This is a genomic window from Thermosipho africanus Ob7, assembly GCF_003351105.1.
Taxonomy (GTDB): Bacteria; Thermotogota; Thermotogae; order Thermotogales; family Fervidobacteriaceae; genus Thermosipho; species Thermosipho africanus.
The window spans coordinates 1-1,406 of record NZ_NKRG01000021.1 but is presented as its reverse complement, the minus strand read 5'-3'; the positions used below and the strand labels follow the sequence as shown (position 1 = coordinate 1,406).

General features: G+C 29.9%; 2 protein-coding genes. Both read right to left on the bottom strand.

Annotated elements, in window-relative coordinates:
- Positions 1–139: 139 nt before the first annotated feature.
- On the bottom strand, positions 140–721 hold the full coding sequence (locus OB7_RS09790) for a hypothetical protein (protein ID WP_114703182.1): 582 nt from the start codon (positions 719–721) through the stop codon (positions 140–142).
- Positions 722–747: 26 nt separating this feature from the next.
- Positions 748–1,218: a hypothetical protein gene (locus OB7_RS09785; RefSeq protein WP_012580285.1), complete on the bottom strand. Its 471-nt coding sequence runs from the start codon at positions 1,216–1,218 to the stop codon at positions 748–750.
- Positions 1,219–1,406: the final 188 nt, after the last annotated feature.

The following is a 1,406-nucleotide window of genomic DNA, read 5'->3' as shown; positions in this document are numbered from 1 at the left end:
AGAAGAATCAATAGTATATTCTTCCCAATCACATCCAGGTACATGTACAGAAGTTGCATCGGCAAAAATAAATAAAGCAAATAAACTTAATAAAGTAATTAACATCTTTCTCATAGTTTCCCCTCCTTAGTTTTTGTGGTTACCAACTTACTGTAGGATTAAATGTGAACCTTACTGGTAAATGATATACACCAGCAGGTGTTTCATATGGTCCAGGATCAGAAGTTACAGTGTTTATTGTGAATAAAATTGAACCTTGGCTGACAAGTGGTAGATTTACAGGTATTGTAGTATCTGTACCCATTCTTGTTAAATCTCCCATGTTATAATTAAATTGAAAATAACTATCTTGATTAGATACTGCATCGATCGATTTTACAAAGAAATATATTGATATGTTTTCTAATATTTCTAAAAATTCATTTCTAAAATATGGATCAGGAAAATCTACTGAAACTTGAACATCTGCGTTTGAAAAGTATTCAACAGACAAAAGTACAAAACCGTCATCAAAATATTGATCATTTGTTTCTTTATCACAGATATGGTAAGGAGTTGCATCCCACGTTAAGTCTATCCATTGATGAACTCTAACGTCTATGGTATTACTTAACTCAGTAGTGGTAGAAGTACATCCAGAAACATGAATAGAATTATCTTGAGTAGTTGCAAGTAAGCTTATTGCTAACAAACTTAACATAAATATTATGATCTTTTTCAAAATATTCTCCTCCTTTCACTGATATTTCACCACTTTACAATTGGATAGAATTTAAATTCAATTGGTATAGTATACTTTCCAGCGGGTATAGTTTTAGATTTTTTGCTATTTTTAAAGAAAAATTTAACTATTCCATTGTTTGAAAGTGGTGTAAGAACGTAATTGTCTGAACTATAACATTTGCTGCCAGTGTACCAAAAATTTGCTGTTGGAAAATTGTTGATGTAGGATTTAACTGATACAAATATAAAATTATCAATTATTGTTTTTGGATAAGAAATTACTAAAAATACTAAGTAGTTTGATGAATAGTTCATTTTAAGAAGTAGACTATTTTGGCAGTTATTTTCTTCGTATGTATTGCACAGATTATATTCGAAAGTTTTAATGTTAGTATTTATTTCTGGAGGAACTTTTATGTTGACTTTTCCTATAATATGGTTATTTGAAAATGAAAGTAATGAAACAAAAATAAGTAGTAGAATTTGTATTTTCATGATAACTCCTTTCTTTTAAGGAGAAAGTAGCATTTTAAGAATCCAAGTAGTCAAAGTTTAAACTACTTGGATATGTTTTAGTTATCTCTAGAAAGAAACGGTAGGAACGAAAGTAAGGCTAAGAACTACAGGGTAATCGCCAGCAGGTAAATCAGGATCGATACTATTAATGGTAAAGCCTATGAGGT